Origin of the sequence: Streptomyces sp. NPDC093544 (assembly GCF_040683495.1) — a bacterium.
Taxonomy (GTDB): domain Bacteria; phylum Actinomycetota; class Actinomycetes; order Streptomycetales; family Streptomycetaceae; genus Streptomyces.
The window spans coordinates 327353-350640 of record NZ_JBFBEA010000006.1 but is presented as its reverse complement, the minus strand read 5'-3'; the positions used below and the strand labels follow the sequence as shown (position 1 = coordinate 350640).

The 23288-nt window shown below is 69.0% G+C and carries 20 protein-coding genes; 11 read left to right on the top strand and 9 right to left on the bottom strand.

Annotated elements, in window-relative coordinates; all coding sequences use genetic code 11:
• Window positions 1-6 precede the first annotated feature (6 nt).
• From AB0N66_RS11600 to AB0N66_RS11590, 3 genes are all read right to left on the bottom strand, one after another.
• Window positions 7-969, bottom strand: coding sequence for a sugar ABC transporter permease (locus tag AB0N66_RS11600; RefSeq protein ID WP_365431669.1), 963 nt, complete (start codon window positions 967-969; stop codon window positions 7-9).
• A gap of 1 nt (window position 970) precedes the next feature.
• The gene (locus tag AB0N66_RS11595) at window positions 971-2257 is read right to left on the bottom strand and encodes an extracellular solute-binding protein (protein ID WP_365431666.1); all 1287 of its coding nucleotides are present in this window, start codon (window positions 2255-2257) and stop codon (window positions 971-973) included.
• A 138-nt stretch (window positions 2258-2395) separates the two neighbouring features.
• Window positions 2396-3403, bottom strand: a complete 1008-nt coding sequence (locus AB0N66_RS11590; RefSeq protein WP_365431663.1) for a carbohydrate kinase family protein — start codon at window positions 3401-3403, stop codon at window positions 2396-2398.
• A gap of 126 nt (window positions 3404-3529) precedes the next feature.
• On the opposite strand from AB0N66_RS11590, the gene AB0N66_RS11585 reads away from it, so the two are divergent.
• Genes AB0N66_RS11585 through AB0N66_RS11575 form a run of 3 tightly spaced genes read left to right on the top strand, consistent with a single transcriptional unit; the run spans window position 3530 to window position 8716 of the window.
• Window positions 3530-4297: a DeoR/GlpR family DNA-binding transcription regulator gene (locus tag AB0N66_RS11585; protein ID WP_365431770.1), complete on the top strand. Its 768-nt coding sequence runs from the start codon at window positions 3530-3532 to the stop codon at window positions 4295-4297.
• Window positions 4294-5631: a 6-phospho-beta-glucosidase gene (locus AB0N66_RS11580; RefSeq protein WP_365431660.1), complete on the top strand. Its 1338-nt coding sequence runs from the start codon at window positions 4294-4296 to the stop codon at window positions 5629-5631. The genes AB0N66_RS11585 and AB0N66_RS11580 overlap by 4 nt, the downstream gene beginning before the upstream one ends.
• Before the next feature lie 28 nt (window positions 5632-5659).
• Complete coding sequence (locus tag AB0N66_RS11575; protein ID WP_365431657.1) at window positions 5660-8716, top strand: glycoside hydrolase family 38 C-terminal domain-containing protein; 3057 nt, start codon at window positions 5660-5662, stop codon at window positions 8714-8716.
• Window positions 8717-8799: 83 nt separating this feature from the next.
• On the opposite strand, the gene AB0N66_RS11570 is transcribed toward AB0N66_RS11575, so the two are convergent.
• Both AB0N66_RS11570 and AB0N66_RS11565 read right to left on the bottom strand, forming a co-directional pair.
• A complete protein-coding gene (locus AB0N66_RS11570; RefSeq protein ID WP_365431654.1) occupies window positions 8800-10479 on the bottom strand; it encodes a carbohydrate binding domain-containing protein in 1680 nt (559 codons plus the stop codon).
• A gap of 151 nt (window positions 10480-10630) precedes the next feature.
• Window positions 10631-11884, bottom strand: a complete 1254-nt coding sequence (locus AB0N66_RS11565; protein WP_365431651.1) for an ATP-grasp domain-containing protein — start codon at window positions 11882-11884, stop codon at window positions 10631-10633.
• 261 nt (window positions 11885-12145) lie between these two features.
• On the opposite strand from AB0N66_RS11565, the gene AB0N66_RS11560 reads away from it, so the two are divergent.
• The gene (locus AB0N66_RS11560) at window positions 12146-13054 is read left to right on the top strand and encodes a metallophosphoesterase (protein WP_365431648.1); all 909 of its coding nucleotides are present in this window, start codon (window positions 12146-12148) and stop codon (window positions 13052-13054) included.
• A complete protein-coding gene (locus AB0N66_RS11555) occupies window positions 13002-13691 on the top strand; it encodes a 4'-phosphopantetheinyl transferase superfamily protein (RefSeq protein ID WP_365431645.1) in 690 nt (229 codons plus the stop codon). The genes AB0N66_RS11560 and AB0N66_RS11555 overlap by 53 nt, the downstream gene beginning before the upstream one ends.
• Window positions 13692-13722: 31 nt before the next feature.
• On the opposite strand, the gene AB0N66_RS11550 is transcribed toward AB0N66_RS11555, so the two are convergent.
• Window positions 13723-13959, bottom strand: coding sequence for a hypothetical protein (locus AB0N66_RS11550; RefSeq protein WP_365431642.1), 237 nt, complete (start codon window positions 13957-13959; stop codon window positions 13723-13725).
• 287 nt (window positions 13960-14246) lie between these two features.
• Between AB0N66_RS11550 and AB0N66_RS11545 the strand changes: the two genes are divergently transcribed.
• A complete protein-coding gene (locus AB0N66_RS11545; protein ID WP_365431639.1) occupies window positions 14247-15284 on the top strand; it encodes an alpha/beta hydrolase in 1038 nt (345 codons plus the stop codon).
• 43 nt (window positions 15285-15327) lie between these two features.
• Here AB0N66_RS11545 and AB0N66_RS11540 read toward each other — a convergent pair whose 3' ends face one another.
• The 3 genes from AB0N66_RS11540 to AB0N66_RS11530 are packed head-to-tail and all read right to left on the bottom strand — an operon-like array spanning window position 15328 to window position 17753.
• Window positions 15328-16527: an MAB_1171c family putative transporter gene (locus AB0N66_RS11540; RefSeq protein WP_365431636.1), complete on the bottom strand. Its 1200-nt coding sequence runs from the start codon at window positions 16525-16527 to the stop codon at window positions 15328-15330.
• Between the two features lie 6 nt (window positions 16528-16533).
• Window positions 16534-17064: a toxin-antitoxin system, toxin component gene (locus AB0N66_RS11535; RefSeq protein ID WP_365431767.1), complete on the bottom strand. Its 531-nt coding sequence runs from the start codon at window positions 17062-17064 to the stop codon at window positions 16534-16536.
• Between the two features lie 32 nt (window positions 17065-17096).
• Window positions 17097-17753, bottom strand: coding sequence for a helix-turn-helix transcriptional regulator (locus AB0N66_RS11530; protein WP_365431633.1), 657 nt, complete (start codon window positions 17751-17753; stop codon window positions 17097-17099).
• 222 nt (window positions 17754-17975) lie between these two features.
• Between AB0N66_RS11530 and AB0N66_RS11525 the strand changes: the two genes are divergently transcribed.
• The 5 genes from AB0N66_RS11525 (at window position 17976) to AB0N66_RS11505 (ending at window position 23258) form a co-directional block, all read left to right on the top strand.
• On the top strand, window positions 17976-18632 hold the full coding sequence (locus AB0N66_RS11525) for a hypothetical protein (protein ID WP_365431630.1): 657 nt from the start codon (window positions 17976-17978) through the stop codon (window positions 18630-18632).
• A 292-nt stretch (window positions 18633-18924) separates the two neighbouring features.
• Window positions 18925-19923, top strand: a complete 999-nt coding sequence (locus tag AB0N66_RS11520; RefSeq protein WP_365431627.1) for a LacI family DNA-binding transcriptional regulator — start codon at window positions 18925-18927, stop codon at window positions 19921-19923.
• Window positions 19924-20068: 145 nt separating this feature from the next.
• Window positions 20069-21415 carry a sugar ABC transporter substrate-binding protein gene (locus tag AB0N66_RS11515; protein WP_365431624.1) on the top strand — a complete coding sequence of 449 codons (1347 nt, stop codon included), beginning with the start codon at window positions 20069-20071 and terminating at the stop codon, window positions 21413-21415.
• A gap of 8 nt (window positions 21416-21423) precedes the next feature.
• Window positions 21424-22386, top strand: coding sequence for a sugar ABC transporter permease (locus tag AB0N66_RS11510; RefSeq protein WP_365431621.1), 963 nt, complete (start codon window positions 21424-21426; stop codon window positions 22384-22386).
• Window positions 22383-23258, top strand: coding sequence for a carbohydrate ABC transporter permease (locus AB0N66_RS11505; RefSeq protein ID WP_365431618.1), 876 nt, complete (start codon window positions 22383-22385; stop codon window positions 23256-23258). Before AB0N66_RS11510 ends, AB0N66_RS11505 begins: the two co-directional genes overlap by 4 nt.
• Window positions 23259-23288 lie beyond the last annotated feature (30 nt).

Here is a 23288-nt window from a genome sequence, read left to right as displayed (position 1 = left end):
GCCTCCCTAGTCCTCGCCCCGGCGCTGTACCAGGCGCCAGTTGACGATCGAGAAGATGATGACGACGAGGAAGATGCCCCAGGCGACGGCGGCGCCGTATCCGAAGTCGTTGTTGTCGAAGGTCTGTTGGAAGAAGTAGAGGACCATGGTCTGGCCCGAGTGACCCGGACCGCCCGCGAACGACGAGTTGTTGTCCGTGGTCTGCAGCAGCACCTGCGGCTCGGAGAAGGTCTGAAGGCCTGTGACCGTCGAGATGATGAGCACGAAGAGCAGCGTCGGACGCAGCAGCGGCAGCGTGATCCGGAAGAAGGTCTGCACGGGACCGGCGCCGTCCATCCGCGCCGCCTCGTACAGCTCTCCCGGGATCGTCTGGAGCCCGGCGAGGAAGATGATCGCGTTGTAGCCGGTCCACTGCCAGGTCATCAGCGTGGCGATGGCGATCTTGATGCCCCAGGGCGTGTTCAGCCAGGCCACCTGATCGAGGCCGACCGCCTGCAAAAGGGCGTTGACCAGGCCGAAGTTGGTGGAGAAGACCGAGCCGAAGATGATGGCGACCGCCACGATCGAGGTGACGTTCGGCAGGAAGAAGGCGAAGCGGTAGATGTTCTTGAAGCGGACCGCCGAGTTGAGCATCACCGCCGTGACCATCGACAGGAAGATCATCGGGAAGGTGGCAAGCGCCCAGATGATGAGCGTGTTCCCGATCGAGCTCCAGAACTGGCTGTCAGAGATCAGGTAGCGGTACTGCGACAGGCCGGCGAACTCCATCGAGCCGAGTCCGTCCCAGCGGTGGAACGACAGATAGAGCGAGAAGCCGACCGGGATCAGACCGAAGGCGAGGAAGAGCAGATAGAAGGGGGAGATCGCGGCGTAGAGCCGCCAGTAGCTCAGGATGCCCTTCTTCCGGTTCGGGTCCGCGGCGGCGGGCACGACCGCCGGGGGCGTCTCGACCACAGGTGCGGTAGTCATGTCAGTAACTCACCCCCAGGTGGTCGGCGATGCGCCGGCACTTGCTCATGGCGTCCTTCCAGGCCTGCTCCGCGTCCTTGCCGAGGACGGAGAAGTTCCGCAGCTCGTCGTCGATCGGGGTCTTGAGCGCCACGTCGTACGGGCTGTTGAAGGCGACCGGGATCTTCTCCGCCGCCGGTCCGAAGACGTCCATGGTGATCTGGCCGCCGAAGAACTCATCGGGTTCGCGCAGCTTCTTCAGGCCGTACGACGCCGGGGTGGACGGGAAGAGCACCGAGTCGACGAAGCCCTGGGCCTGGTTGCCCGCGTCGAGCATCCAAGTGATCATCTCGAAGGCCTTCTCCGGCTCCCGGCACGCCTTGGTGATCGCCAGGAACGAGCCGCCGATGTTGGAGGGTCCGCCCGGACAGCTCGCCACCCGCCACTTGCCCTTGGTCCTCGGGGTGTTGAGCTTGATGTCGCCGGCCGCCCAGGAGGCGTTGAGCTGACTGGGCAGCAGGCCCCGCTCGGTGGCGGAGATGTTGTCCGGCGTACCGTTGACGATCTTCGAGACCAGGCCGCGGCGGGTGGCCTCGACGGCCCGGTCCCAGGCGCTGCGGACATGCTCCTGGTCGCCGATGAAGCGCCGGTCCTTGTCGACGAACCGCTTGGTCGACTGGTTGACCGAGATGCCGTAGATGCTGAGCGCGTCGGTGAGGATGAACGCGCCGGGGACCCGCTTCTTGAGCTGCTCGCCGGCCGCCATGAACTGGTCCCAGGTGGCCAGTTGCTCGGACACGTCCTCGGGCTCGTACGGCAGTCCGGCCTTCTGGAAGGCGGCCGGCTGGTAGTAGTGCGCCACCGGACCGCAGTCGATCGGGAAGCCCACCATCGAGCCGTCCTCGGCGATGCCCTCGTTCCACTTCCAGTCCAGGTACCGGGACCTCAGCTTGTCGGCGCCGAGCGTGCGCAGGTCGACGAACTGGTCGGCGTTGGGCAGGTACGAGGCCATGTCCTCGCCCTTGAGACCGGCGATGTCCGGGATGTGGGCGCGCCCGGTCATCGTGGTCATCAGCTTCGAGCGGTAGTAGCCGCCGATCTGGATGGCCTGGAGGTCCACCGCGCTGTCGTAGCGGGCCTTGGCGTCGTCGACGACCTTGGGGCTCAGGCCACCGCTCCAGTACCACAGGACCATGTTCCGGCCGGTCGAGCCGGTCGGAACGGCACAGCCGGTCGCCAGGCCGCCGAGCGCGGTGGCGGCCGTACCGGCCAGGCCCGCGCGCAGCAGGCCTCTTCGTGAGAGCCGCACAGCTCCCACCGCCTTTCGGTTCTTTGGAAGTGCCCTGCGGCGCTTCCCGTACGAGAGGTGCCGATCAGAAGGTTCAGTGGGGGTGACGAGGTCGTACGGATGGAATCAGCGGGGGGTGACGAGGTCTTTCGGACGGATTCAGTGAGGGGTGACGGGCGCGTACCGGACGGGCGGGCCGGGGTCGGCCGGGATCCGCTCGGCCAGGAAGCCGTACGCGCGCCGCAGTTCGGGATCTTCGAGGGAGTGCCACCAGCGGTGGACGCCGTACCAGCCGGGGGCCGCAAGGGCGCCGCCGTGCCGCTGTACGGAGAGCCCGGCGGCGAGTACCGCGAAGCGCAGCCGTTCCTCCAGCGGCCAGCGGTCGAGCGAGGCCGCCACGAAACTCGCGCCGAAGACGTCCCCGGCGCCCGTCGCGTCCAGGACAGCGACGTCCAGGGCGGGCACTTCGGCGTACTCGCCTGTCGTCTGGTCCACCGCGACCGCGCCGTCGCCGCCCCGGGTGATGACGGCGACCGGCACGAGTTCGGTGAGCTTGCCGAGCGCGGCGACCGCGTTGTCGGTGCGCGTGTAGGCCATCGCCTCGGCCTCGTTGGGGAGGAAGGCGTGGCACAGGGCGAGTTGATTGAGCAGGTCGCGGGACCACTGCTGGGTGGGGTCCCAGCCGACGTCCGCGTAGATCTGGGTGCCGTTCGCGGCCGCCTTGCCGAGCCAGGCGCGCGGCTCGGCCTCGATGTGCACGAGGGCGGTGCGCGCCTCGGGCGGGTCGCCCATCAGCTCGTCCTGCGAGTACGGGGGTTCCTGACCGTGCGTGATCAGGGCACGGTCGTCGCCGTGCGCGAGCGAGACGGTGACCGGGGTGTGCCAGCCGTCCGCGGTACGGGAGAGCGAGAGGTCCACGCCCTCCTGGCCGGCGAGGACCGTACGGCAGTACGAGCCGTAGGAGTCGTCGCCGAAGACCGTCGCCAGGGAGGTGCGCAGGCCGAAGCGGGAGGCCGCCACGGCCAGGTTGGCGATGCCGCCGGGGCTGACGCCCATGCCCTCGGTCCAGATCTCCTCGCCGGGGGTCGGCGGCTTGCCCAGTCCGGTGAGGACCAGGTCGTAGAAGAGCAGCCCGGTGAGCAGCACATCGGGCCGTTCGTCACCCACGAGCGCATCCTCTCGTCAAAAGTCTGCAAGCGGTGCACAGGATCGTGCGCGCCTCTTGGAGATTTGGCAAGAGTTGAGCAGTACTGCGCATAGAAATGATTGGGAATGACGAGTACTGTTCACGACGTGCTGGCAGAGCGACGACATCAACTCATCCTGCGGGCCCTGCGTTCAGGGGGTCCCGCGTCCGTGACCGATCTCTCCGAACAGCTGGACGTGAGTCCCGCCACCGTCCGCCGTGACCTGGTGCGACTGGAGGAGGAAGGCCTGCTGACGCGGGTGCACGGCGGCGCCGTCGTGGAGGAGGGCGACCAGCCCTTCGCCGAGGTCGCCGAGGTCCGCGTCGCCGAGAAGGACGCCATAGCGGCGAAGGCCGCGTCGATGGTCCAGGACGGCCAGTCCGTCCTCCTGGACATCGGTACCACCGCGTTCCGGCTGGCCAGGCAGCTGCACGGCCGCCGGATCACCGTGATCACCAGCAATCTGGTGGTGTTCGAGGAACTGGTGGACGACGAGGGCATCGAGCTGGTGCTGCTCGGCGGCATGGTCCGCCGCGAGTACCGCTCCCTGGTCGGCTTCCTCACCGAGGACAACCTGCGTCAGCTGCACGCCGACTGGGTCTTCCTCGGCACCAGCGGCGTACGGCCGGGCGGTCAGGTGATGGACACGACCGTCGTCGAGGTGCCGGTCAAGCGCGCCATGATCAAGGCGGGGGAGCGGGTGGTCCTGCTCGCCGACCGCGCGAAGTTCCCGGGCACCGGGATGGCGAAGGTCTGCGGTCCCGAGGAACTCGACGTGGTGGTGACGAACGCACCGGTGGACACGGCGACGCGGTCCTCCCTGGAGGAAGCGGGCGTGCAAGTGGTCGTGACAGGAAAGGCGGAAAAAGCGTGAAGCTGACGATTCTGGGTGGCGGCGGATTCCGGGTGCCGCTCGTGTACGGAGCGCTCCTCGGGGACCGGGCCGAGGGCCGCGTCACCCAGGTCGTGCTGCACGACCTGGACACGGGACGGCTCTCCGCCGTGACCCGTGTCCTGGCCGAGCAGGCCGCGGGGGACCCGGACGCTCCCGAGGTCACCGCCACCACCGACCTCGAGGAGGCCCTGCGTGGCGCCGACTTCGTCTTCTCCGCGATCCGGGTCGGTGGCCTCGAAGGACGCGCCGCCGACGAGCGGGTCGCCCTGGACGAGGGCGTCCTCGGGCAGGAGACGGTCGGCGCCGGCGGCATCGCCTACGGCCTGCGCACGGTGCCCGTCGCCGTCGACATCGCGCGACGCGTGGCCCGCCTCGCCCCCGACGCCTGGGTCATCAACTTCACCAACCCGGCAGGTCTTGTCACCGAGGCCATGTCCCGTCACCTCGGCAACCGCGTGATCGGCATCTGCGACTCGCCGGTCGGCCTCGGCCGCCGTATCGCCCAGGTCCTTGGCGCGAACCCGCGCGAGGCCTGGATCGACTACGTCGGCCTCAACCACCTCGGCTGGGTACGAGGCTTGCGCGTCGCGGGCCGCGACGAACTCCCGCGCCTGCTCGCCGACCAGGAGCTGCTCGGCTCCTTCGAGGAGGGCAAGCTCTTCGGCCCGGAGTGGCTCCAGTCCCTGGGCGCGATCCCGAACGAGTACCTGCACTACTACTACTTCAACCGCGAGGCCGTACGGGCCTATCGGCAGGCGGAGAAGACCCGCGGCGCCTTCCTGCGCGACCAACAGGCCGCGTTCTACGACGAGATGAAGCGCCCCGGCGCCGCCGCGCTGACCGCCTGGGACCGTACCCGCGCCGAGCGTGAGGCCACGTACATGGCGGAGAACCGGGACGCGGCGGGCGCCGGCGAACGCGACGCCGACGACCTCTCCGGCGGCTACGAGAAGGTCGCGCTCGCCCTGATGCGGGCCATCGCCCGCGACGAGCGCACCACCCTGATCCTCAATGTCCAAAACCGCGGCACCCTTTCGGTGCTCGATGCCGAGGCCGTCATCGAGGTGCCTTGCCATGTCGACGCCAACGGCGCGCACCCGGTCACCGTCGACCCGCTGCCCGACCACGCCACCGGACTTGTGTGTGCGGTGAAGGCGGTGGAGCGGGAGGTCCTGGCGACGGCCGAGTCGGGCTCGCGCACGACCGCGGTGAAGGCGTTCGCGCTGCATCCGCTCGTCGACTCGGTGAATGTGGCGCGCAGACTTGTGGACGGCTACACCTCGGTCCACCCAGGCTTGGCGTACCTTAAGTAAGCGCTTTCCATCTTCCTGGAGACTTCCTATGCATGACGAACGCCGCCGCATCGAGGAGCGTGTCGCACGCGTCCACGACCAGCGCGTCAAGCCCGCGACCTATGCCGCCTCCGTGCCCTTCGAGGTCGAGGCCTGGCAGGCGCCCGGTGAGCCGGTCCCGTTCGAGGAGGCCGCGTCGGCCTCGTACCAGCCCTTCGCCATGGACACCCCCTGGGGCCCGCCGTGGGGAACGACCTGGTTCCGGATGCGTGGAACCGTGCCGCCGGAGTGGACCGGCAAGCGCGTCGAGGCCGTCATCGACCTCGGTTTCACCGGCGACTGGCCCGGCAACCAGGCCGAGGCGCTCGTCCACCTCACGGACGGCACCCCGCTCAAGGCGGTCAACCCGCTCAACCAGTACGTGACGATCGCCAACCCGGCGACGGGCGGCGAGGAGATCGACTACCTCGTCGAGGCGGCGTCCAACCCGGACATCCTGGCCAACGACTTTGCCCGCCCGACCCCCCTGGGCGACGTCCGCACGGCCGGCGACAAGCCTCTCTACACCTTCCGCCGCGCCGAGATCGCCGTCCTGGACGAAGAGGTCTGGCACCTCGACCTGGACATCCAGGTGCTGCGTGAACTGATGCTGGAGCTGGACGGGCAGGATCCGCGCCGCCACGAGATCATGCATGCCCTCGACCACGCCCTGGACCTGCTGGACCTGGACGACATCTCCGGCTCGGCGGCCGAGGTCCGCGCCGCTCTCGTGCCCGTGCTGTCCAAGCCCGCGCACGCCAGCGCCCACACCCTCTCCGGCGTCGGCCACGCGCACATCGACTCGGCCTGGCTGTGGCCGATCCGCGAGACCAAGCGCAAGACGTCCCGCACCTTCTCGAACGTCACCTCGCTCGCCGACGAGTACGAGGAGTTCATCTTCGCCTGCTCGCAGGCCCAGCAGTACGAGTGGGTGCGCGACAACTACCCGCAGGTCTGGGCCCGTATCCAGGAGTCGGTGAAGCGGGGCCAGTGGGCGCCGGTCGGCGGCATGTGGGTCGAGGCCGACGGCAACCTGCCCGGCGGTGAGGCACTCGCCCGCCAACTCGTCCACGGCAAGCGGTTCTTCATCGAGCACTTCGGTGTCGAGACCAAGGGCGTCTGGCTGCCGGACTCCTTCGGCTACAACGCCGCCTACCCACAGCTCGCCAAACTCGCCGGCAACGAGTGGTTCCTGACCCAGAAGCTCTCCTGGAACCAGACCAACAAGCTGCCCCACCACACCTTCTGGTGGGAGGGCATCGACGGCACCCGCATCTTCACCCACTTCCCGCCGGTCGACACCTACAACGCCCGCTTCAGCGGCGAGGAGATGTCCCGCGCCGTCCGCAACTACGCCGACAAGGGCCGCGGCACACGCTCGCTCGCCCCCTTCGGCTGGGGTGACGGCGGCGGTGGTCCCACCCGCGAGATCATGGAACGGGCGCGCAGACTGGCCGACCTGGAAGGCTCCGCGAAGGTCGTCGTGGAACACCCCGACGCGTTCTTCGCCGCCGCGCGCGAGGAGTACCCGGACGCTCCGGTCTGGGTCGGCGAGCTCTACCTTGAGCTGCACCGCGCGACCTACACCTCGCAGGCCCGCACCAAGCAGGGCAACCGCAGGAGTGAACACCGGCTCCGCGAGGCCGAGTTGTGGGCCACGACGGCCGCGCTGCACGCGCCTGGCTACTCCTATCCGTACGAGAAGCTCGACCGGCTCTGGAAGACGGTCCTGCTGCACCAGTTCCACGACATCCTGCCGGGGTCCTCGATCGCCTGGGTGCACCGCGAGGCGGAGGCCGAATACGCCCGTGTGGCCGAGGAGTTGGAGGTGCTGACGGCCCAGGCGCTGGCCGCGCTCGGGGCGGGGGAGACCCGGGTCTTCAACACGAGCCCGTACGACCGTGCCGAGGTGGTCCGTACGTCGGCGGGCGTCCCGATGTACCTGGAGGTACCGGCGAGCGGCAGCGCCCCCCTCGCGGTCACCGCGTCCCCGCACCCGGTGACGGTCACCGGCCGCGTCCTCGAAAACGGCCTGGTACGCGTCGAGTTGGCCGAGGACGGCACCCTCGCCTCGGTACGCGACCTGAAGGCGAACCGCGAAGTCCTCGCCGACAAGGGCAACCTGCTTCGCCTCCACAGCGACCTCCCCAACTACTGGGACGCCTGGGACGTCGACAAGCACTACAAGAACCGCTACACCGACCTCCTGGACGCCGACTCGATCACCGTCGTGGACGAGGACCCGCTGCTCGGCGCGATCCGGGTGGAGCGCGCCTTCGGCAAGGGATCGCGGATCGTGCAGACGATCACCGTCCGCGCGGGCAGCCCACGCATCGACATCGAGACGGAGATCGACTGGCACGAGGCCGAGAAGTTCCTCAAGGCCGCCTTCCCCGTCGACATCCGGGCCCCGCACTCCTCCGCCGAGATCCAGTTCGGCCACGTCCAGCGCCCCACCCACACGAACACCAGCTGGGAAGCGGCCCGCTTCGAGGTGTACGGCCACCGCTGGGTGCACGTAGGCGAGCCCGGCTATGGCGTCGCCGTCATCAACGACTCGACGTACGGCCACGACGTCTCCCGCACGGTCCGTGAGGACGGCGGTACGACGACGACGGTCCGGCTCTCTCTGGTGCGCGCCCCACGGGTGCCCGACCCCGAGGCCGACCAGGGCAAGCACCGCTTCACCTACTCGCTCCTGCCGGGCGCGAGCATCGAGGACGCGGTCGCGGAGGGCTATGCGCTCAACCTGCCGCTGCGGGTGGCGGAGGCCGGGCCGACCGAGCCCGTCGTCTCCGTGGACGGCGAGGGCGTCACCATCGAGGCGGTCAAGCTCGCCGACGACGCCTCGGGCGATGTCGTCGTACGCCTCTACGAGTCCCGCGGCGGCCGCGCCACCGGCACCCTGCGCACCGGCTTCGCGCTGGCGGGCGCCAAGGTCACCGACCTCCTTGAACGCCCCTTCGCGGAAACCGGGGCGGAGGTGGATGTGGACGGTGACGCGGTGACGGTGTCGCTGCGGCCGTTCGAGGTGCAGACGCTGCGGCTGGCGCGGCGCCGCCCGTAGGACACGGAAGGGTGCCCGGCCTTTGTCGGCCGGGCACCCTCCTTCGTGCGTCTTGTCTTTGTGCGTCTTTTTTCTTGTGCCTCTCAGCCGGTGAAGCCGGCCGTGATGGAGGTGAACTGCCAGTTGGTCTGGCTGATACCGGAGCAGTTGCTGACCACTCCGCCGCCGGCGCACGGCCGGTCGCGGTTGACCGCCCAGTAGGCGAGCCGGGCGATGTGGTGCGAGTTCGACCAGTCGCGGATCTGGGTCCAGATCGCCGGTGAGGTGAGCTCCTGCTGGTCGCTGAGCCCGTTCATGCCGGAGATACCGATGTGCGCGTACGCCGTGGCGTCGTCCCAGCCGAAGGTGGACTTCAGCTTGGTCTTCAGCCCCTCGGTGGCGTTCACCGTGTTGCCGTACATGTCGGCGCCGCCGCTGAAGTCGAACGGCATGATGGTGAACACGTCGATGTTCGCGCCCAGTGCCGAGGCCCGCTCGATGAGCCGGTTGCCCCAGGTGGTCGGGCCGGTCGTCGACGTACCGAAGGTGACGATCGTACGCAGACCCGGGTTGTTCGCCTTGACGATCTTCAGAGCGTTGAGGATCCGGTCCTGGACGACCGCGTTCTCGAACTCGTCCGTGTTCTCGATGTCGACGTCGATCGCCTTGAGCCCGTACGCGTTGATCACCTGCTGGTACGCGCCGGCCAGCGCCTCCGGCGTCGAGCAGTTCGGCCCGAGCTTGTTACCGCTCCAGCCGCCGATCGACGGCACGATGTCACCGCCCGCGGCGCGGACGGAGTTGATGACCGACTGGTCGTTGCCGCCGGTCAGCGGGCGTGTCCCGTCCCAGGCCGCGTTGCAGCCGCCCGAGGAGAGGATGAACGCCATCGTGAACCACTTGATCCCGGTGGAGTTCATCACCGTACTCACGGCCGGCGGATCGCCCCAGCCGAGGTAGAGGTACGGCGCCGCCTGCTTGAAGCTGGTGCTGGGGGTGCCCGCGTTCGTCGTCACGGAAAGGGAGTTGGAGGCGGCGGAGAGGTTCCCGGCCGCGTCCCGTGCCCGCACCGTGAACGTGTAGGCGGTGCTCGGCGACAGCCCGCTGACCGTCCCGCTGGTGCCCGAGACGCTGAGCACCTGGTTGGCGCCGCTGTAGATGTTGTAGCCGGCGACACCGACGTTGTCGCTCGACGCACCCCACGACAGGGACACGCTGGAGGACGTCTTGCTGGGAGAGGTCAGGCCGGTCGGGGCGGTCGGTGCCTGGGTGTCCGTGCTGCCGCCCGGGCCGTCCAGGCTGACGTCGTCGGCGTAGTAGGTGCCCTGGCCGTACCAGCCGTGCGTGTAGATCGTGGCGCTGGTCTGGGAGGCACCGGACGTGAAGTTCACGGTGAGCAGGCTGTACGCCGACGTGGATGTCGTCCACGTCGCGGCGCCGCCGTCCACGCCCAGGTACACATAGCTGCCGCGCACCCAGGCCGTCAGCTTGTACGCGGTGTTCGGCTGGACGGTGACGGTCTGACTGCACTTGGCGTTGTCGCTCGAACTAGCCGCCCCTGCCAGGGCCTTGGTGCCGCCGTGCACGGGGGTGGAGACGATCGAGCCCAGGTTCCCGGTGCAGGACCAGGGGGACACGGCGCCCGACTCGAAGCCGGGGTTGGTGAGGATGTTGGCCGCATGGGCCGTAGTGGGCAGGGCGACCGCCCCGGCCAGAGCCAGGGCGGCGGTGCCGAGCAGAGCGATGAGGCGACGTCTGGAACGTCTGAGGTAGTTGATGCGCACGCGATCTCCCTGAAGAAATGGGGGTGCTCGGGAGTGCTGAAGGGTGCGCACCTAAGTTGGTATGGACCAATCAAGCTGTCAAGATGCTGTGCGTTGATTGGTCCAGACCGGTAAGCGAGAGCGAGGGGCTGGGAGGGGAGCGGGGGCGGGGTCAGGCAGGTGCGATGGCGGCGTTGGCGGACGCGGCTGCGGCTGTGGATGCCGGGGCGATACCTGACGCAATGGCGGGTGCCGCCGCAGGAGTGATGACCGGTGTGACGGTCGGCGTGAGCGCGCTCTCCGTCGCCGGGGCGCTCGTGGTCTCCGCGACCGGAGGCACGGCGGCCTCCGTGGTGGGTGCGGTCGCGGTCGGCAGCGTCTCGGCCCGCTGCTGCGGCAACGTCACCGGACGCACCGGACGCGGTCCCGTGACCACGGCGTAGTCCTGCCCGAGGTGTGACGGGATCAGCTCGCCGGTCTCCTCGCCGAGCGCCAACTGCACTGCCGCCCAAGGGGCGTTGATCCCGCACAGTGCGAGCTGGTGCAGTCCGCCGGCCGGCCGGGTGTTGACGTCCATCAGAACCGGCTCGTCCCCGAACATCCGGAACTGAATGTTCGTCAGATAGTGCAGTCCGAACGCCTCCGCGAGCCGGCGTGCGGGGGCGATCCAGGTGGGGTGGAGCGTGAAGCCGCGGCGGCGCCCGTTCTTGGTGCGGCCCACCGCCATCCGGACCCGGCCGTCGGGCCCGGTGAGGCAGTCGACGGACACCTCGGGCTCCGCCAGGAGCGGCATCACCAGCCAGTCGACCGGCTTCTCGGCCCCCCGCAGGGCGTCCTGGACCAGGCTCAGCGGCACGTACGAGCTGGGGAATCCATTGAGGTGCATGAGGGAGAAGGGGGCGCGGGTGATCACGCGGAAGCCCACCCCGCCGGCACCGGCCGCGGGCTTGAAGCAGGCCTTGTGGCCGGCGGCCTCCAACGCCTCGACGGCGACGAGGAGTTCCTCCTCGCTGCGTACACGCCACCACGGCGGCACCGGAATGCCCACGGCCTGAAGCGCCTGATACGCCGTCACCTTGTCATGGAAGATGGCCACGGCCTCGGAGGGCGGCGCGAGCAGCGCCGTACCGAGCGCGGCGAACTCCGCGCGATGCGCCACGATCGCCGACTGGTGGAGAACGGGCACGAACACGTCGATCTCGTGCCGGGCGCACTGGTCGAGGGCGTACTCGACGTACGCGGCCCGGGAGAGGCCCTCGGGCTCCATGGCGGCGGTGTCGGCAGCGGCCAGGATGGGCGAGTCGGCGTCTCCGTGCGTCGCATGGATCTCGACCGGACGGCGCTGCGGATTATTTCGCAGCTGATCCATGAAGAACACGTTCTCCGCGTACGTGCGGTTGAGCCAGACGCGTACGCGAGAACCCATGCAGGCCGCCTTTCAAGGTTCCGGGCACAGCGGAGCAGGCCGTGCCCGGCCAGGGGAGAGGGAGGTACACCAAGCCGCCGCACACCGAGGGAGGTTCAGGGCGGTGGTGTTGGGGCGATCATAAGGGGCGCGGGACGGGTGTGACGCTACAGGCGTGTTACGGATTTCCGAATTGTGGACCCCCGGCCCCGCGGGACGGTCTTGTCCGGCCCCGGTCGATGTGTTCTCGTGTTGCTATTCGTGTTCGTGGAAGGGGCGAGGGTGGAGTCGACGGCCGGCCGTGCGGGACAACTGTTGGCCATCAGTGATCTGCACATCGGGTACGCCGAGAACCGCGCCCTCGTCGAGAAGATGCACCCCCAGTCGGACGACGACTGGCTCCTGGTCGCCGGTGACGTCAGCGAGAACGTGGCCGACATCCGCTGGACCCTCGAAACGCTCAGCGGCCGCTTCCGCAAGGTGATCTGGGCACCCGGCAACCACGAGCTGTGGACCCACCCGACGGATCCGGTACAGCTGCGCGGCGTCGCCCGCTACGAGCATCTGGTCGCGCTCTGCCGGGAGTTGGGCGTCACGACCCCCGAGGATCCGTACCCCATTTGGGACGGTCCTGGCGGCCCCGCTGTCGTCGCCCCGCTCTTCCTGCTCTACGACTACTCGTTCCTGCCGAAGGGCTGCACGACCAAGGAAGAGGGGCTCGCCTACGCCGAGGGCACCGGGGTGATCTGCACCGACGAGCACTTCCTGCACCCCGACCCCTATCCGAGCCGCGAGGCCTGGTGCCGGGCCCGGGTCGCCGAGACCGAGCGCAGGCTCGCCGAGCTGCCCGACGACCTGCCCGTGATCCCGGTCAACCACTACCCGCTGGACCGTCATCCGACGGACATCCTGCGCTACCCCGAGTTCGCGATGTGGTGCGGCACCAGGCTGACCGCCGGCTGGCACCGCAGGTTCCGCATCGAGACCATGGTCTACGGTCATCTGCACATCCCACGGACCACCTGGCACGAGGGTGTCCGCTTCGAAGAGGTGTCCGTGGGTTACCCCCGCGAGTGGCGCACCCGCACGGAACCGCCCGGTACGCTGCGCCGCATTCTGCCGATGGAGGTCGGAGCCGGTGATCGAGGAGCTGCTCCCGGAGTCCGTCGTGGCCGTGGAGAGCTACGGTGACGACGGCGCCGAGGGTACGACCCTGTACCCCGAGGAGCAGGCGCTCCTGACCCGCGCCGTGGCGAAGCGGCGTCGCGAGTTCACCGCCGTACGCGGCTGCGCCCGGCGCGCCATGGAGAAGCTCGGCGTGGCCCCGGCGCCCATCCTGCCCGGCGAGCGCGGCGCCCCGCAGTGGCCCGCGGGCGTGATCGGCAGCATGACGCACTGCGAGGGCTACACAGCCGCCGCGGTCGCCCGCGCCACCGACCTGGCCTCCCTCGGCATCGACGCCGAACCCCACCTGGTGCTCCCGGACGGCGTCCTGGACGCCGTGGCCCTGCCCGCCGAGGTGGACCGACTGGGCAGCCTCGGCGTCCGGATCCCCGACGTGCACTGGGACCGGCTGCTGTTCAGCGCCAAGGAATCGGTCTACAAGGCGTGGTTCCCGCTCACCGCGAAGTGGCTGGACTTCTCCGAGGCGGACATCGACATCTTCGTGGACCCCGGGGCGGGGGTCCACGCGCTGTCGGGGCGGCTGCGCGCGAAGCTCCTCGTACCGGGCCCGCTGGTCGGCGGCGACCGCCTCGGGATCTTCGACGGGCGCTGGACCGTCCAGCGGGGCCTGGTCACGACGGCGGTCACGGTGCCGCACGCCTGAGGCTTGCCATCGGGCCAGGCGGCCACCGTCCTCAGAGCTGCGTCGGCTCGGGGCACCAGGTGTGCAGCAGCCGGAAGAACGACTCCTCGTTGCCCGCGAGCCCGGCCGCCTCCAGTGCCCGCTCCGCCTCGGCCAGCGCGGAGGGCGGCACCACGGGTGGTCGGCGCCCGTCCGGCGGACCGTCGAAGGCGGCTCGGACGGTCTGGAGGAGACGCAGATAGGCCTGCACGGCGGCGCGTTCGTGATCGGTCAGTACGGCGGTCGGCATCGGACGGCTCTCCCCGGGTCGGCTTGTCCAAGCGGTACATGGCGGTACGTGACTCCAGCTTGCCGTCCGCCACTGACAATGCCGTTCGGGTAGGCGGAGGTTCGCCCGCTTAGCGGAGGCGAAACCTCACGGAAATCCCTTGGGGGACGGGGGCCCTAGGCTGGAGCGGAGACCTGGGAACCGCTTTCGCGGCGGCTTGCGAGCCGCCTTCACGGCGACCTTGTCAGCTGCCTTCGCGGCGGCTTGTCAGCTGCCTTCGAGGCGGCCTGGGGAAAGGAGGTGAGCCCATGGTCGACGTACCGCCCAGGCGCCCGCGGCGCACTCTGCGCTCGGTGGGCGAAGGGGAGCTGCGCCTGCACCACCGTGTCGTGCACGGGTACCGGCGCGCCTACCGGATGGCGGGCGAGGGTCCTGTACTCGTCCTGATCCACGGCATCGGCGACTCCTCGGACACCTGGGGAGAGCTGATCCCCGACCTGGCCCGCACCCACACGGTGATCGCGCCCGACCTCCTCGGCCACGGGGCGTCCGACAAGCCGCGGGCCGACTACTCGGTGGCCGCGTACGCCAACGGGGTACGTGACCTGCTCACCACGCTCGGCATCGAGTCCGCCACGCTGGCGGGGCACTCGCTGGGCGGCGGCGTCGCGATGCAGTTCGCCTACCAGTTCCCCGAAAGGACCGAGCGGCTGATCCTGGTCAGCGCGGGCGGCGTCGGGGGCGAGGTCAACCCCGTACTGAGGGCGGTGTCGCTGCCCGGCGCCCACCTCATGCTCTCGGCACTGCGGCTGCCCGGCATGCGCCTCCAAGTCGGCCTGTTCTTCCGCCTGATGAGGATCCTCAACACCGATCTGGGCCAGGACGCGCCGGAGTTGCTGACCCTCGTGGACTCGCTGCCCGACGCGACGTCCCGCAGCGCCTTCATCCGCACGCTGCGCGCCGTGGTCGACTGGCGCGGGCAGGCGGTCACCATGCTCGACCGCTGCTATCTGACCGAGGGCATGCCCACGATGCTGCTCTGGGGGGACCGGGACAGCGTGGTGCCGGTGCGGCACGCGTACGGAGCGCACCAGGCGATGCCGGGCAGCCGGCTGGAGATCTTCGAGGGCGCCGGCCACTTCCCCTTCCACAGCGACCCGGCGCGCTTCCTCGCCCTGATCGAGGAGTTCACGAGCACCACGAGCCCCGCCGACTGGAGCCGCGAACACTGGCGCGAGCTGCTGCGGGCAGGCCGCCCAGGCACGGCCGTCGGACAGCCGGACACGGAGCAGAACCGAGCGAGGGAACGGGACCTGCGGGAGGCGAGCGAACGCAGCGCGACGTGACGCAGCCGCTCCCTGACTCCGTCTCGTGTGCCCAGGACCTGTCCTAGCCGATGTGTTCGTGAGATCCGGACGCGACCCGTTCCCGCACGGTCGCGACGACGGGGGAGCGGCGCAGGGCGAGTGACATCCCCACCAGGTCTCGCGGACCGCCGGCCGAGGTGGTGGACGGGGTGGCGTCCGCCGTCGCCGCGCTGATGATCCTGCCCTCCGGATCGTCGGCCCTGGCCCGCAGTGCCGCGGTCACCATCGTCGCGTCGGCCTCGGCCCGCGCCCGGTTCTCGCCGGAGCCCGCTGCCACGGCCGCGTCGTAGGCTCGGGCCCGCACCTCGGGGTCGAAGTAGGGGTACAGGTTGAGCAGACCGTCGTGGATGTCGGACTCCCGCTGGGTCACCTGCAGTTCGGCCGGAGACCACCAGGCGATCCGCACCGCGTGGTCACCGTGGTCCCCGGAGGGCCGCAACTCCCGCCAGAGCGGACCGAGGTGACGGTACGTCGCCCAGGTGCTCCAGACGTCTCCGAAGCGCTGACAGGCCATCGGGACGCAGAATCCGATCGCGCAGAACAGCTCACCCGCGGCGGCCAGGACAGGGGCGACGTCGGTGCTCAGGTAGTCGAGGTCCCTGCCGGTCCAGCGGGCGACGACGGCAGTCAACTTGGCGGCGTCGAAAGCGATGTTGGTCAGGAAGCCGAACACGATGACGATCAGCCCGGCGCGCAGCCAGCCGCGTACCTGGAGTGCCCAGCGCCAGCACATCATGACCATCGCGACGTTCGCGAAGGTGAGCGCGGCGAGATAGAGCACGATCATCTCGCGGATGAACGGCGTGTTGGCGTAGTACGTGTCGAGGTCCCGTAGGCGCTCTTCCGGTGCGTGCCCGAGGGCGAACAGCGTCACGCACGCCACGATCACCACGGAGTACCCGGCGATCCAGCGGCGCGAGGCGCGTCGGGTGACCTCCGAAGGGCCGCCGCGCCAGTGGATGATCAGCACCAGGCAGGAGGCGCTGAAGGCGCTCAGCAGGCTGTACACGAGTGGCGCGGAGACGTTGGGGATGCCGGTGAGGTGGTTGACCCGGCTGATCGTCGGCGGGGCCGCGAAACAGAACACCAGGGCGGACAGCGCGAGCAGCGCGTACACGGACCGCAACAGCGGATCGCGCCAGGCGCGCAGCACCGCGGGACCCTTGAGGACAAGGGCGATCGCCATCGCGACCGTCGGTATGTAGTAGCTGGAGTCGTGCACGGCGTGTCAGCCCTGCGGCCCGCGGTAGCCGAGCGACGCCTCGATCCGGCCCGCGAGTCCGTCCCGCTGCACCGGCCTGCGCAGCGATGAACCGGCCAGCCAGGTACGGCACTTGCTGGCGAGCAGCAGGCCGAAGTTCTCGGCCTCGGCTTCGTCCGCGAGGTGCGACCGGGTGCGTGCGGCGACCTTGAGGACGGTCTCCTGGAGGTCGGCGGTGTCGCTGAGCAGACGGGCCGCGACGGCCGCGCCCTCGACGTGGTGGCTGCAGTGCCCGGCCTGCATGTGCCACAGCTCGTGGCCCAGGATCACCAACTGGTGGTCGGGCGCGGTGCGTTCCTCGACGACGACGAGGTCCTGTTCGGCCATGTCGAGCCAGAGCCCGCTGGCGGTCCCGGGCGGGAACGCGGCGGTGCGGAACTGGACGGGGCGTCCGCGGCGTCTGCTCATGGCGTCGCACAGCGCCGCGTAGAGGTCGGCGGGTTCAGCCGGCGCCGAGAGTGTCAGTTCCCCGACCAACTCGCCGCACAGGCGGCGCATGTCCCTTTGGATGCCCACAGTTCTCCCCGTGCTCACGACTCGGGCCGCTTGACGCTTTCCAGGAGCATGTCCAGCCACTCGGCGACCTTGTCCCGGTGCTGGTCGGTGGGCAACTGAGCGGCCCGCCAGGCGATTCCGCGGACGCCGTGGTCCAGCAGCAGTCGCTCCAGCGGATCGGCGGCCACCGAGGCCGCCGCGCGCTCGCGGTCGGCGAGTCGTTGCAGCAGCTCCTGCTCCGAGCGCTGGAGAGCGCCCACGAGCGCCTCGGAGTCCTCGGCCGTGAGGAACCCGGCGTGCACTCTGAAGAACCGCTGAATGGCGTCGCAGTGCTCCATGGTGGGGCGCCGGTCGCCGTTGATGAGGGCGCCGGCCTGCTGCCGCGACATGCCCGCGCCGTCCGCGATCTCCTGCTGCGTGTACCGGCGGCCGTTGGGCTTCAGCCGGGTGCGGCGCAGCAGGTCCAGACGTTGCAGGAATCGGGCCTGTAGATCGGGCTCGCCGCCGCGGTGGCCGCTCAGCAGGGCTCGCACCACGGGTTCGGGGACACCGGACCCGGCTGACAGGCGCCGGACGTCGAAGACCTCGGCGTGCCGCACACCGAGCCGGTCGGCGAGCACGGTGACCCGGGCCACGACGGCCTGCAGCAGAACCGTCGCCGTGGCGGCCGGAACTTCGAAGCCATCCGTCACCGACAGATCTCCTACGTCTTTTCTCAGGTCTCTCACAAGATGGTCAGGAACCATCGGGAGACTAGCCCCTTGCTCGAACTCACATCCAGGTCTCGCCACAACTGTGGCGAGATTCAGCCGTCAACCGACGCCAAATGCCACGATAGTTGACACGGCAACACTCCGGGAAGCAGGATCGGGGCGCCGCGTGAAGGCCGCAGAGGCAAGAGGGGTGACCTCCCGATGGCGTACCAGGCAGGATGGCAGCGGTCCCAGCCGCGACCTGTCCCCGAGAGTCTCGAGGCGCAGGCGTATCTCCAGGACTACGCCGACCTCCTCGAGGCCGTCCCCTTCCCCTCCGTCGTCTTCGACCACCGCTGGGACGTCGTCCTGTCCAACGATGCGTTCGAGACACTTTTCGCCGGCGTCGGACCGCACCCGACGGCCATGCCCGGTGACAACTTCCTGCGGTTCGTCCTGTTCCATCCGGACGCGAGCACCGTCCTCGGCGAGCACGAGTCGAGCTGGTGCCTGCCGATGCTGGCCCACTTCGCGGACGCGGTGGAGCGGAACGACCAGGATCGCGCACTGCAGTCGATCCGCCGGGACATCGCCCAGGACCCGATCATGGACGCCGCCTATCGGCACGGGCTGCCGCACTGGATCCGCGCGGTCGGCCCGGACGGCGTCGAGTCGGACGGCGCCGTACGCCCGCTGGTGCACCCCGACCCGCGCTGGGGTCGTACGGACTGCCGAATCGTCAGCGACACCCCCAAGTCCCTTCAGGACATGGGCTACACGCGGATGACGCTGGTGCTGCGCGAGGCACGGCACGCGGCCACAGGACCGGGCAAGATGCGCAAGACCCGCAACGGCGCGGCGGAGCTGCGGGCGGTGTGAGCCCCGCGGCGGGTCATGTCATGGCGGTGTGAGCCCCCGGTGGGTCGTGCCACGGCGATGTGGGCCTGCTCAGCCGCGTGATACGTGCGCTACCACGAGTGCAAGCGGAACCCGGTCGCACGGCGCCAGCCGCATCCCTTCGAAGCGCGCGGACGAGGTCCGCTCCGCGCGGAAGCTCGCCGCCCGCTTCGGCGTCTCGGCCCGGGATCCAGCTGATCCACTCGCACGGGATCCAGCCGATCCGCTCCCCATTACGCAAGCCGTTTGCGTATCTTGCGCTATTCTTGCGCTCATGACGCGACGACTTGCTCAGGTGGCGAAGAAGGTCGGGGTCAGTGAGGCCACGGTCAGCCGGGTGCTCAACGGCAAGCCCGGAGTCTCTGATTCCACCCGGCAGGCGGTGCTCTCCGCCCTCGACGTCCTCGGCTACGAGCGGCCCACGCAGCTGCGCGGCGAACGCGCCCGGCTCGTCGGCCTGGTGCTGCCCGAGCTGCAGAACCCGATCTTCCCGGCGTTCGCAGAGGTGATCGGCGGGGCGCTCGCGCAGCTCGGTCTCACCCCGGTGCTGTGCACCCAGACCAAGGGCGGCGTCTCCGAGGCGGACTATGTGGAACTACTGCTTCAGCAGCAGGTCTCCGGCGTGGTCTTCGCGGGCGGTCTGTACGCACAGGCGGACGCGCCGCACGATCACTACCGGCAGCTCGCGGACCGCAAAATTCCGGTGGTGCTGGTGAACGCGGCCATCGAGCACCTCGGCTTCCCCTGCGTCTCCTGCGACGACGCCGTCGCTGTTGAGCAGGCCTGGCGCCACCTGGACTCGCTCGGCCACGAGCGCATCGGGCTCGTCCTCGGCCCCGGCGATCACATGCCCTCAGGCCGCAAGCTCGCTGCGGCGCGCGCGCTCGCCCCCGACCTGCCCGACGAGCACATCGCCCGGGCCATGTTCTCCCTGGAGGGCGGCCAGGCCGCGGCCACCCGGCTGCTCGACCGAGGGGTCACCGGCATCATCTGCGCCAGCGACCCGCTCGCGCTCGGCGCCGTACGGGCCGCCCGCCGCAAGGGGCTCACCGTCCCCGGCGAGATCTCCGTAGTCGGCTACGACGACTCGGCGTTCATGAACTGCACCGAGCCGCCGCTGACCACCGTGCGCCAGCCCATCGAGGCCATGGGGCGCGCGGCCGTCGAGCTGCTGAACGCTCAGATCGGTGGCAGCAGTGTCACGCCCGAAGAACTGCTGTTCGAGCCCGAGTTGGTGGTCCGTGGTTCGACAGCGCAAGCGCCGCGCCACTGAGCAGCACGTGACTGTCAAATAATTACATATTCTGCGCGACATCTTGCGGACGGATGTCGTCGGTGCTTGAGTGTGCGGCGCCCACCGCTCCAGGCCACGGGTTGCCAAAAGGGTTCCACCCGCTCCTGCCCAAAGGGGTCCACCGATGAGAAGCACCGGGTTCCGCCGTACCTTCATCACGCTCATGGCGTGTTCTTTCGCGCTCACCGCCACTGCCTGCGGTTCGAGCGACGACACGGCCGACGGCAAGACCAGCATCACCGTCAACTGCATGCCGCCCAAGAGCGCGAAGGTCGACCGCTCGTTCTTCGAGGCGGACATCAAGGCCTTCGAGAAGGCCAACCCGACCATCGACGTCGTCGCGCATGACGCGTTCCCGTGTCAGGACCCCAAGACGTTCGACGCCAAGCTGGCCGGCGGTCAGATGGAGGACGTCTTCTACACCTACTTCACGGATGCCAAGCACGTCGTCGACATCAACCAGGCCGCCGACATCACCAGTTACGTCAAGGATCTCAAGAGCTACGACACCATCCAGCAGCAGTTGCGCGACATCTACACCGTGGACGGCAAGATCTACGGCGTCCCGCGCACCGGCTACTCGATGGGTCTGATCTACAACAAGAAGCTCTTCAAGGAAGCGGGCCTCGACCCCGAGAAGCCCCCGGCGACCTGGGAGGAGCTGCGCGCGGCCGCCAAGGCGATAGCCGGGCTGGGCAACGGCACGGTCGGATACGCCGACTACAGCGCCCAGAACCAGGGCGGCTGGCACTTCACCGCCGAGCTCTACTCGCAGGGCGGCGACGTCGTCAGCGAGGACGGCAAGAAGGCCACCATCGACACCCCCGAGGGCAAGGCCGTCCTGCAGAACCTCAAGGACATGCGCTGGACCGACAACTCCATGGGCACCAAGCAGCTCCTCATCCTCAATGACGTCCAGCAGATGATGGGCTCCGGGAAGCTCGGCATGTACCTCTCCGCGCCGGACAACATCCCGATCCTGGTCAAGGAGAAGGGCGGCAACTACAACGACCTCGCCCTCGCGCCCATGCCCGGCGGCAACGGCACGCTCATCGGCGGCGACGGCTACATGTTCAACAAGAAGGCGTCGCCCGAGCAGATCAAGGCGGGCCTGAAGTGGCTCGACTCGATGTTCCTCACCCCCGGCGACGGCTTCATCGGTGACTACGCCCGCGCCAAGAAGAACAACGCACCCGTCGGCCTGCCCGAGCCCCGCCTGTTCACCGGCGCCGCCGACGCCAAGGACCAGCAGGTCAAGGAAGCCAACGCGAACGTTCCGGTCGAGAACTACCAGGCCTTCCTCGACGGCAGCGAGAGCCTGGACAAGAAGATCGAGCCGCCGCAGGCCCAGCAGATCTACTCGGTCCTGGACGGCGCCGTCTCCGCGGTGCTCACCAAGAAGGACGCCGACATCGACAAGCTCCTGAGTGACGCGTCCGGCAAGATCGACTCCATTCTGGCCCGGAGCTGACACCGTTCATGAAGACCGCATCGAAGCCCGCGGTGCCTCCACCGACGACTGTACGGTCGGTGGAGGCACCGCGGCCAGGACCCCACAAGCGGCCACTGCGCCGGCGCCTGGCGGACCAGTCGCGCGCGTACGCCTTCCTCATCGGCGGCCTGCTCTGCTTCGCGCTGTTCTCCTGGTACCCGGCGATTCGCGCGGTCGTGATCGCCTTCCAGAAGTACACGCCCGGGGCGGAGGCGGAATGGGTCGGCACCGAGAACTTCACCCGCGTCTTCCACGACCCGGAGTTCGCGGACGCCTGGCGCAACACCCTGACCTTCACGCTCCTCGCCCTGCTCATCGGCTTCGCCGTCCCCTTCGTGATGGCGCTGGTGCTGAACGAACTCCGGCACGCGAAGTCGTTCTTCCGAGTCGTGGTCTATCTGCCGGTGATGATTCCGCCGGTGGTCAGCGCCCTGCTCTGGAAGTGGTTCTACGATCCCGGAACGGGCCTGGCGAACGAGGCGCTGCGCTTCCTGCACCTGCCCACCTCGAACTGGTCCAACGGCGCCGACACCGCCCTCGTATCGCTCGTGATCGTCGCCACCTGGGCCAACCTCGGCGGCACCGTCCTCATCTACCTGGCCGCACTGCAGAGCATCCCCGGTGAGCTGTACGAGGCGGCCGAGCTGGACGGCGCGAACATCTGGCAGCGCATCCGCCATGTGACGATCCCGCAGACCCGCTTCATCATCCTGATGCTGATGCTGCTGCAGATCATCGCCACGATGCAGATCTTCACGGAACCGTTCGTCATCACAGGCGGCGGCCCCGAGAACTCGACCGTGACGGTCCTGTACCTGATCTACAAGTACGCCTTCCTCTACAACGACTTCGGCGGAGCCTGCGCCCTGAGCGTCATGCTCCTCGTCCTGCTCAGCGCCTTCTCCGCGCTCTATCTGAAGCTGACCAGCTCGGGAGGCGACGACTCATGAGCACCCGCACGCTCGTCTCGCCGCTCACCCTGGCCCGCCGCCGCGGCAAGACCCTCTACTGGAGCGTCTTTTCGGGGGTGGTCCTGCTCTTCGCGCTGGCCTTCCTCTTCCCCGTCTACTGGATGATCACCGGCGCCATGAAGTCGCCGGACGAGGTCAGCCGCACGCCTCCGACGCTCGTCCCCGACAAGTGGAGCCTCAGCGGCTACACCGATGCCTGGGACCTGATGGACCTGCCCACTCACCTGTGGAACACGGTGGTGCAGGCCACCGGCGCCTGGATTCTCCAACTGGTCTTCTGTACGGCCGCCGCGTACGCCCTGTCCAAGCTGAAGCCCGCCTTCGGCAAGATCCTCCTCGGCGGCATCCTCGCCACCCTGATGGTCCCCGCCCAGGCGCTGGTCGTCCCGAAGTACCTGACCGTCGCCGACCTCCCGCTCATCCACGTGAGCCTGCTCAACGACCCGCTCGGCATCTGGCTGCCCGCGGTGGCCAACGCCTTCAACCTCTACCTCCTCAAGCGCTTCTTCGACCAGATCCCGCGTGACGTCCTGGAGGCCGCCGAGATCGACGGCGCCGGCCGGCTGCGCACCCTCTGGTCGATCGTGCTGCCCATGTCCAGGCCGGTCCTGGGAGTTGTGTCGATCTTCGCCCTGGTCGCTGTCTGGCAGGACTTCCTCTGGCCGTTGATGGTCTTCTCCGACACCGACAAACAGCCCATCAGCGTGGCCCTCGTCCAGCTGTCGCAGAACATCCCGCTGACCGTTCTGCTCGCCTCGATGGTGATCGCCAGCATCCCGATGGTCGCGATGTTCCTGGTGTTCCAGCGGCACATCATCGCCGGGATCAGCGCGGGCAGCACGAAGGGCTGACCCCACCCCTTCCAGAGCTACACAGAAAGG

Excerpts from the sequence above, each read along its gene's own strand:
- AB0N66_RS11600 (WP_365431669.1), bottom strand. The coding sequence starts at position 969 with ATGACTACCGCACCTGTGGTCGAGACGCCCCCGGCGGTCGTGCCCGCC.
- AB0N66_RS11575 (WP_365431657.1), top strand. The coding sequence starts at position 5,660 with ATGCATGACGAACGCCGCCGCATCGAGGAGCGTGTCGCACGCGTCCAC.
- AB0N66_RS11565 (WP_365431651.1), bottom strand. The coding sequence starts at position 11,884 with ATGGGTTCTCGCGTACGCGTCTGGCTCAACCGCACGTACGCGGAGAAC.
- AB0N66_RS11550 (WP_365431642.1), bottom strand. The coding sequence starts at position 13,959 with ATGCCGACCGCCGTACTGACCGATCACGAACGCGCCGCCGTGCAGGCC.
- AB0N66_RS11545 (WP_365431639.1), top strand. The coding sequence starts at position 14,247 with ATGGTCGACGTACCGCCCAGGCGCCCGCGGCGCACTCTGCGCTCGGTG.
- AB0N66_RS11535 (WP_365431767.1), bottom strand. The coding sequence starts at position 17,064 with ATGCGCCGCCTGTGCGGCGAGTTGGTCGGGGAACTGACACTCTCGGCG.
- AB0N66_RS11525 (WP_365431630.1), top strand. The coding sequence starts at position 17,976 with ATGGCGTACCAGGCAGGATGGCAGCGGTCCCAGCCGCGACCTGTCCCC.
- AB0N66_RS11520 (WP_365431627.1), top strand. The coding sequence starts at position 18,925 with ATGACGCGACGACTTGCTCAGGTGGCGAAGAAGGTCGGGGTCAGTGAG.
- AB0N66_RS11515 (WP_365431624.1), top strand. The coding sequence starts at position 20,069 with ATGAGAAGCACCGGGTTCCGCCGTACCTTCATCACGCTCATGGCGTGT.
- AB0N66_RS11510 (WP_365431621.1), top strand. The coding sequence starts at position 21,424 with ATGAAGACCGCATCGAAGCCCGCGGTGCCTCCACCGACGACTGTACGG.
- AB0N66_RS11505 (WP_365431618.1), top strand. The coding sequence starts at position 22,383 with ATGAGCACCCGCACGCTCGTCTCGCCGCTCACCCTGGCCCGCCGCCGC.